This is a genomic window from Streptomyces coryli (assembly GCF_011044975.1).
Lineage (GTDB): Bacteria > Actinomycetota > Actinomycetes > Streptomycetales > Streptomycetaceae > Streptomyces > Streptomyces coryli.
Genome location: NZ_JAAKZV010000321.1, coordinates 1 through 7,678 on the forward strand (window position 1 = coordinate 1; position 7,678 = coordinate 7,678).

The 7,678-nt window shown below is 70.5% G+C and carries 8 protein-coding genes; all 8 read left to right on the plus strand.

All coding sequences use genetic code 11. The features are described 5' to 3' along the window. The first annotated feature begins 170 nt into the window (after positions 1–170). The 8 genes from pdxT to secF all read left to right on the plus strand — a co-directional run bounded on the left by pdxT (position 171) and on the right by secF (position 7,662). A complete protein-coding gene (gene pdxT / locus G5C51_RS37855) occupies positions 171–761 on the plus strand; it encodes a pyridoxal 5'-phosphate synthase glutaminase subunit PdxT (RefSeq protein WP_165244746.1) in 591 nt (196 codons plus the stop codon). A gap of 66 nt (positions 762–827) precedes the next feature. Then, a complete protein-coding gene (locus tag G5C51_RS37860; RefSeq protein ID WP_165244748.1) occupies positions 828–1,580 on the plus strand; it encodes a YebC/PmpR family DNA-binding transcriptional regulator in 753 nt (250 codons plus the stop codon). A 111-nt stretch (positions 1,581–1,691) separates the two neighbouring features. Further along, positions 1,692–2,228, plus strand: coding sequence for a crossover junction endodeoxyribonuclease RuvC (gene ruvC, locus G5C51_RS37865; protein WP_165244750.1), 537 nt, complete (start codon positions 1,692–1,694; stop codon positions 2,226–2,228). Beyond that, positions 2,225–2,839 (plus strand): Holliday junction branch migration protein RuvA, encoded by a 615-nt coding sequence (gene ruvA / locus G5C51_RS37870; RefSeq protein ID WP_165244752.1) that lies wholly within the window; start codon positions 2,225–2,227, stop codon positions 2,837–2,839. Before ruvC ends, ruvA begins: the two co-directional genes overlap by 4 nt. A gap of 19 nt (positions 2,840–2,858) precedes the next feature. After that, complete coding sequence (ruvB, locus tag G5C51_RS37875) at positions 2,859–3,911, plus strand: Holliday junction branch migration DNA helicase RuvB (RefSeq protein ID WP_165244754.1); 1,053 nt, start codon at positions 2,859–2,861, stop codon at positions 3,909–3,911. A gap of 213 nt (positions 3,912–4,124) precedes the next feature. Next, positions 4,125–4,589: a preprotein translocase subunit YajC gene (gene yajC / locus G5C51_RS37880; RefSeq protein ID WP_338118455.1), complete on the plus strand. Its 465-nt coding sequence runs from the start codon at positions 4,125–4,127 to the stop codon at positions 4,587–4,589. A 189-nt stretch (positions 4,590–4,778) separates the two neighbouring features. Beyond that, a complete protein-coding gene (gene secD, locus G5C51_RS37885) occupies positions 4,779–6,515 on the plus strand; it encodes a protein translocase subunit SecD (protein ID WP_165244756.1) in 1,737 nt (578 codons plus the stop codon). Position 6,516: 1 nt separating this feature from the next. Continuing rightward, positions 6,517–7,662 (plus strand): protein translocase subunit SecF, encoded by a 1,146-nt coding sequence (secF, locus tag G5C51_RS37890; RefSeq protein WP_165244758.1) that lies wholly within the window; start codon positions 6,517–6,519, stop codon positions 7,660–7,662. Positions 7,663–7,678: the final 16 nt, after the last annotated feature.

Sequence of the window (7,678 nt, forward strand, 5' to 3'; positions counted from 1 at the left end):
CCGCCCCCGGGCCCCCGTATCGGCGCTCCGCGCCTCGTCCTCAAACGCCGGACGGGCTTGATGTTGGCCTGACCTGCGCCGAATCAAGCCCGTCCGGCGTTTGAGGCCGAGCGCCGCCAGGCGCGATCCGCGCGAAGCGCGGCACCCCGAAGTAGTACGAGAGGTACACCTTGTCCGCACCCCGCATCGGCGTCCTCGCCCTCCAGGGCGACGTCCGCGAGCACCTCGCCGCCCTCACCGAGGCCGGCGTGGAAGCGACGAGCGTCCGGCGCCCCGAGGAGCTCGAGGCCGTCGACGGTCTCGTCATCCCGGGCGGCGAGTCCACGACCATGTCCAAGCTCGCGCACATCTTCGGCCTCATGGAGCCGCTCCGTGAGCGCGTGCACGGCGGCCTGTCCGCCTACGGCTCCTGCGCCGGCATGATCATGCTCGCCGACAAGATCCTCGACCCCCGCTCCGGGCAGGAGACCATCGGCGGCATCGACATGATCGTCCGCCGCAACGCCTTCGGCCGCCAGAACGAGTCCTTCGAGGCCGCCATCGACGTCGACGGCATCGACGGCGGCCCGGTCGAGGGCGTCTTCATCCGCGCCCCGTGGGTGGAGTCGGTCGGCGCGAGCGCGCAGGTGCTGGCCACCGTCGACGGGCATCCCGTCGCCGTACGGCAGGGGAATCTGCTGGCGACCTCGTTCCACCCGGAGCTGACCGGGGACCACCGGGTGCACGAGCTGTTCGTCGCGATGGTGCGCGACGCACAGTGACGGGATCCCGGTAGGATCGCGTCGTTCAGTCAGGACCCCTTACGCGTCGTTGAATGGAGCACTGCCGTGTCCGGCCACTCAAAGTGGGCAACCACCAAGCACAAGAAGGCCGTGATCGATGCCAAGCGAGGCAAGCTCTTCGCCAAGCTGATCAAGAACATCGAGGTCGCCGCCCGGACCGGGGGCGCTGATCCTGACGGCAATCCCACCCTCTTCGACGCCATCCAGAAGGCCAAGAAGTCCTCGGTCCCGAACAAGAACATCGAGTCGGCCGTCAAGCGCGGCGCCGGCCTCGAGGCCGGCGGTGCCGACTACGAGACGATCATGTACGAGGGCTACGGCCCGAACGGCGTCGCCGTCCTGATCGAGTGCCTCACCGACAACCGCAACCGCGCGGCCTCCGACGTCCGCGTCGCCATGACCCGTAACGGCGGCTCGATGGCCGACCCGGGCTCGGTGTCGTACCTCTTCAACCGCAAGGGCGTCGTGATCGTCCCGAAGGGCGAGCTGGGCGAGGACGACGTCCTCGGCGCCGTCCTCGACGCGGGCGCCGAGGAGGTCAACGACCTCGGCGAGTCCTTCGAGGTGATCAGCGAGGCGACCGACCTGGTCGCGGTGCGCACCGCCCTGGTCGACGCCGGAATCGACTACGACTCGGCGGACGCCAACTTCGTCCCCACCATGCAGGTGGAGCTGGACGAGGAAGGCGCGAAGAAGATCTTCAAGCTGATCGACGCGCTGGAGGACAGCGACGACGTGCAGAACGTCTTCGCCAACTTCGATGTGTCGGACGAGGTCATGGAGAAGGTCGACGCGTAACGCCGCGCGGCGGGCTCGGGCGGTCCGCGCCCGGGCCCGCGGGTCGCTCCGCCGCCATTGTCGGTACGAGCCGATAGCCTGCAGGAACGTTGTCGGCGAAGGGGGCCTGCGGTGCGAGTGCTCGGGGTTGACCCGGGGTTGACCCGGTGCGGTGTGGGCGTCGTGGAGGGCACCGCCGGCCGGCCGCTGAAGATGATCGGCGTCGGCGTCGTGCGGACGGCCGCGGACGCGGACATCGCCGAGCGGCTGCTGCTCATCGAGCGCGGCCTCGAGGAGTGGCTCGACGAGCACCGGCCCGATGTCGTCGCCATCGAGCGCGTCTTCAGCCAGCACAATGTGGCCACGGTCATGGGCACCGCCCAGGCCAGCGCTGTCGCGATGCTCTGCGCCGCCCGCCGCGGGCTGCCGGTCGCGCTGCACACTCCCAGCGAGGTGAAGGCCGCCGTCACCGGCTCGGGCCGGGCCGACAAGGCCCAGGTCGGCGCCATGGTCGCGCGCCTGCTGCGGCTGGCCGCGCCGCCGAAGCCCGCCGACGCGGCGGACGCCCTGGCCCTCGCGATCTGCCATATCTGGCGCGCCCCCGCGCAGGACCGGCTGCGCCAGGCCGCCGCGCTCCAGACCCGGCTTCAGAAAGGCTCCGTCCGTTGATCGCCTTTGTCAGCGGCCCCGTGGCCGCCATCGCCCCCGACCAGGCCGTCCTCGAGGTCGGCGGCGTGGGTATGGCCGTCCAGTGCACGCCGAACACCATCTCCACCCTCCGCATCGGCCAGGAGGCCAAGCTCGCCACGTCCCTGGTCGTACGGGAGGACTCCCTCACCCTCTACGGCTTCGCGGACGACGACGAGCGGCAGGTCTTCGAGCTGCTGCAGACCGCGAGCGGCGTCGGCCCGCGGCTGGCGCAGGCGATGCTGGCGGTGCACTCGCCGGACAATCTCCGACTCGCGGTGTCCACGGGCGACGAGAAGGCTCTGACGGCCGTCCCCGGCATCGGAAAGAAGGGCGCCCAGAAGCTCCTCCTGGAGCTCAAGGACCGCCTCGGCGCGCCCCTGGGCACGGGCGCCCATGTCGTACGGCAGGGCGCGGCCGCCGCGGCCCCCGGCTGGCGCGAGCAGCTGCACGCGGCCCTCACCGGGCTCGGCTACAACCCGCGGGACGCCGAGACCGCCGTCGAGGCGGTGGCCCCCCAGGCCGAGGGCCAGGACCCGCATGTGGGCACCCTGCTGAAGGCCGCCCTCCAGACCCTGAACCGCGCGCGCTGATCCCGAGGTGACCGACCCGATGCATGGTGAAAGCGACGACAGCCGCCTCGTGGGCGCGGTCGCCGACCGCGAGGACGACGCCGTCGAGGCCGCGCTCCGCCCCAAGTCGCTGGCCGAGTTCATCGGCCAGCACCGGGTCCGCGAGCAGCTCGACCTCGTCCTCAAGGCCGCCCGCCAGCGAGAAGCCACCGCCGACCACATCCTGCTCTCCGGCGCCCCCGGCCTCGGCAAGACCACCCTCGCGATGATCGTCGCGTCCGAGATGGCGGCGCCGATCCGGATCACCTCGGGCCCCGCCATCCAGCACGCCGGCGATCTCGCCGCGATCCTCTCCTCGCTCCAGGAGGGCGAGGTGCTCTTCCTCGACGAAATCCACCGGATGTCGCGGCCGGCCGAGGAAATGCTCTACATGGCGATGGAGGATTTCCGGGTCGACGTCATCGTCGGAAAGGGCCCCGGCGCCACCGCGATCCCGCTGGAGCTCCCGCCCTTCACCCTCGTCGGCGCGACCACCCGCGCGGGACTTCTGCCCCCGCCCCTCCGCGACCGCTTCGGCTTCACCGCCCACATGGACTTCTACGAGTCCGGCGACCTGGAGCAGGTCGTGCACCGCTCCGCCGGCCTCCTCGACGTCGCCGTCGACCCGGCCGGGGCCGCCGAGATCGCCGGCCGCTCGCGGGGCACCCCGCGGATCGCCAACCGCCTGCTGCGCCGCGTCCGCGACTACGCCCAGGTCCGCGCCGACGGCGCCGTGACCAGCGACATCGCCGCCAAGGCGCTGGATGTCTACGAGGTGGACGCGCGCGGCCTCGACCGCCTCGACCGCGCCGTGCTCAGCGCCCTGCTCAAGCTCTTCGGCGGCGGGCCCGTAGGCCTCGGCACCCTGTCCGTCGCGGTGGGGGAGGAGCGCGAGACCGTGGAGGAGGTCGCCGAGCCCTTTCTCGTACGGGAAGGGCTGCTCGCGCGCACGCCCCGCGGGCGGATCGCGACCCCGGCCGCGTGGACCCATCTCGGGCTCGTACCGCCCCAGGCGCAGGCCAACGGTGTGCAGCAGGCCATGTTCGACGAGTAACGAGAAAGAGTGAGACGCTGCCCCGGAAACCCGGTCCGGCGCGGGGACTCGCCCCCGCAGGAACGGTAATGCCATGCTGGTCGTTGTCCATCAGACGCGGACTCGCTTAGACTCCGCCGACGCCATCCGCACATTCGGACGGCACCAGCCCGCAGCACACCCCCTAAATCAGGCCGCTGACGACGCGGTCGCGCGAAGGAAATTCCGGACACCGTGGATATCGTGACTCTCCTGCCGTTCATCGTGCTCATCGGGGCCATGTTCCTGATGACGCGGTCGGCGAAGAACAAGCAGCGCCAGGCCTCGCAGATGCGGGAATCGATGCAGCCGGGCTCCGGCGTGCGGACGATCGGCGGCATGTACGCCGTGGTCAAGGAGGTCCAGGACGAGGCGGTGACGCTCGAGGTCGCCCCCGGCGTACACGCGATTTATGCGAAGAACGCCATCGGTGCCGTCCTCGACGACGCGGAGTACAACCGCATCGTGCACGGTGCCGCGCCGGAGGAGGAGGTCGCCGCTCCTGACGACGCCTCCAGCCTGACCGACCCGGTGGACACCGACGAGACGGCCACCGCGGACGCCGGCGACGACAGCGTCGACCTCGGCAAGCGCTCCGCCGACGACGCCGACGCCGACGCGCAGGACGGCAAGCAGGACGGCGGCTCCGCCGCGAAGTAGCCGAGGAGCTTCCCCGGGGCCCGGAAGAAGGGCGCGCCGGTGGCGCCCGACCAAGGGCCGCCTGCCGGGGCAGCCCGTCCCGGGCTCCCGGGCGGTTAGGCTCCATAGGCACGTCCTAGCGACGGCACAACTTCGCGTGCGCGCGGCGAGCAGCTCCGCGGCGTGGGTCTGGACAGGAGAAACGAGAAGGTGGCAGCACCGAACAGGGGTCAGAAGAGGGCCCGGGGAGCACAGGGCAGGCCAGGCAGGACGCTGGTCTTCATGCTCATCGCCTTGGTCGCGCTGACCGGGGGAATCTTCTTTGCCCCGAAGCAGACGCCGCGCCTGGGGATCGACCTCGCCGGCGGCACCAGCATCACGCTGGAGGCGAAGGAGCTCGCCGGCAAGAAGGGCGCGATCAACAAGAAGAACATGGACACGGCGGTCGGGATCATCGAGCGCCGCGTCAATGGTCTTGGCGTCTCCGAGGCCGAGGTCCAGACCCAGGGCGACCGGCACATCATCGTCAACATCCCCAAGGGCACCAACCAGAAGCAGGCGCGCGAGCAGGTCGGCACGACCGCGCAGCTGTACTTCCGCCCGGTGCTGACGGTGGCGGACGCGGCCCCGAAGAAGCAGCCGGAGAAGAAGCCGGACCCGTCGCCGAGCGCGTCGGGCAACGGCAAGGGCGACGACAAGAAGTCGCCGAGCCCCTCCGCCAGCGAGACCAAGCAGGGCCGCGCGCTCAGCGAGGGCCTGACCAACGCCGACCCGGCCGCCAAGAAGGCGCAGCTGCCGCAGCAGCAGCCGCAGCCGCCCGGCGTCCCCGGCGACCTGGCGAAGAAGCTCGAGAAGCTGAACTGCACCACCCAGGAAGCGCGCTCCAAGGCCAGCCAGGACGTGGCCGCCTCCAAGACCAGCGAGAGCGTCGTCGCCTGTGACGAGAAGGGCCAGGCCAAGTACGCGCTCGGCCCGGTCAAGGTCGAGGGCGTCGACATCAAGAAGGCGCAGGCCACCTTCGACCAGCAGGGCGGCGCCGGCTGGATCGTCGAGATGCAGTTCAACGACAAGGGCACCGGCAAGTTCACCAAGGTCACCACCGACCTGTCGAAGCAGCAGCCCCCGATGAACCAGTTCGCCATCGAGCTCGACGGCGAGGTCATCTCGGCTCCCTCCGTGGACAAGCCGATCCCCGGCGGCAACGCGCAGATCTCCGGCAGCTTCACCCAGGAGACCGCCGACTCGCTGGCCAACGTGCTCTCGTACGGCGCGCTGCCGCTGTCCTTCGAGGAAGCCTCGGTCGACACCGTCTCCGCGGCCCTCGGCAGCGACCAGCTGCAGGCCGGCCTCATCGCCGGCGCCATCGGCCTCGCGCTGGTGATCGTGTACCTGGTCGCGTACTACCGGGGCCTGGCGCTCGTCGCCATCGCCTCGCTGATCGTCTCCGCGATCATGACGTACACGCTCATGACGCTGCTCGGCCCGGCCATCGGCTTCGCGCTGAACCTGCCGGCCGTCTGCGGGGCGATCGTCGCGATCGGTATTACGGCGGACTCGTTCATCGTGTACTTCGAACGCATCCGGGACGAGCTGCGCCACGGCCGTACGCTGCGGCCCTCGGTGGAGCGTGCCTGGCCGCGGGCCCGGCGCACCATCCTCGTCTCCGACTTCGTGTCGTTCCTGGCGGCCGCGGTGCTCTTCGCCGTGACCGTCGGCAAGGTGCAGGGCTTCGCCTTCACGCTGGGTCTGACGACCCTGCTCGACGTCGTGGTGGTCTTCTTCTTCACGAAGCCGCTGATGACGCTGCTGGCGCGGAAGCCGTTCTTCGCGGACGGCCATCCCTGGTCCGGGCTCGATCCGAAGCGCCTGGGGATGGATCCGCCGCTCCGCCGCGGCCGCCGGCGCTCCGCGCCGGCCACCGGCCCCATCGACCCGAAGGAGGCGTGAGATGTCGAAGCTCGGAAACATCGGCGCCCGGCTGCACCGCGGCGAGATCGGCTACGACTTCGTCGGCAAGCGGTTCCTCTGGTACGGCGTCTCCATCCTGATCACCATCATCGCCGTCGCCGGCTTCCTGGTGCGCGGGCTCAACATGGGCATCGAGTTCGAGGGCGGCGCGGTCTTCACCACGCCGAAGTCGAGCGTGACGGTCAACCAGGCACAGGAAACCGCCGAGAAGGTCTCCGGCCACATGGCCATCGTCCAGGAGGTCGGCGGCGACAAGCTGCGGGTCCAGGTCAGCGGCGTGGAGACCGGCCAGTCCGACAAGGTGCGCGAGGCGCTCGCCGAGGAGGTCGGCGTCCCCTCCGACAAGATCGACGCGCAGCTGGTCGGGCCGAGCTGGGGTGAGCAGATCGCCAACAAGGCCTGGCAGGGTCTATGGATCTTCATGGTCCTTGTGGTGATCTATCTGGCCATCGCCTTCGAGTGGCGAATGGCGGTCGCCGCGCTGATCGCGCTGATCCACGACCTGACGATCACCGTCGGCGTCTACGCACTGGTCGGCTTCGAGGTCACGCCGGGCACGGTGATCGGTCTGCTGACCATTCTCGGATATTCGCTGTACGACACGGTGGTGGTCTTCGACGGTCTGAAGGAGACCACGAAGGACATCACCAAGCAGACCAGGTTCAGCTACCGCGAGCTGGCGAACCGCTCGCTGAACGGCACCCTGGTGCGGTCGATCAACACCTCGGTGGTGGCGCTGCTGCCGGTCGCCGGGCTGCTGTTCATCGGCGGCGGCGTGCTGGGCGGCGGCATGCTCAACGACATCGCCCTGTCGCTGTTCGTCGGCCTCGCGGCCGGTGCGTACTCGTCGATCTTCATCGCCACTCCGCTGGTCGTGGACCTCAAGGAGCGCGACCCGGAGATCAGGGCGCACACGAAGCGGGTCGCCGCACGGCGGGCCGCGGACGCGCGCGCCGGGCGTACGGAGGACGACGCGGAGCCGCAGGACACCGTGCCGGACGACGACCCGGAGCCGGCTGCCGCCGGTGGGGTCGTCGGGCAGCGCACGGTGCGGTCCGCGGGGCCGCGGCGGCAGCCGCCGTCGCGTGGCCGCGGGCGGGGCCGTCCGTCCGGCAAGCGCCGCTGATTTCTTCCCACCCACC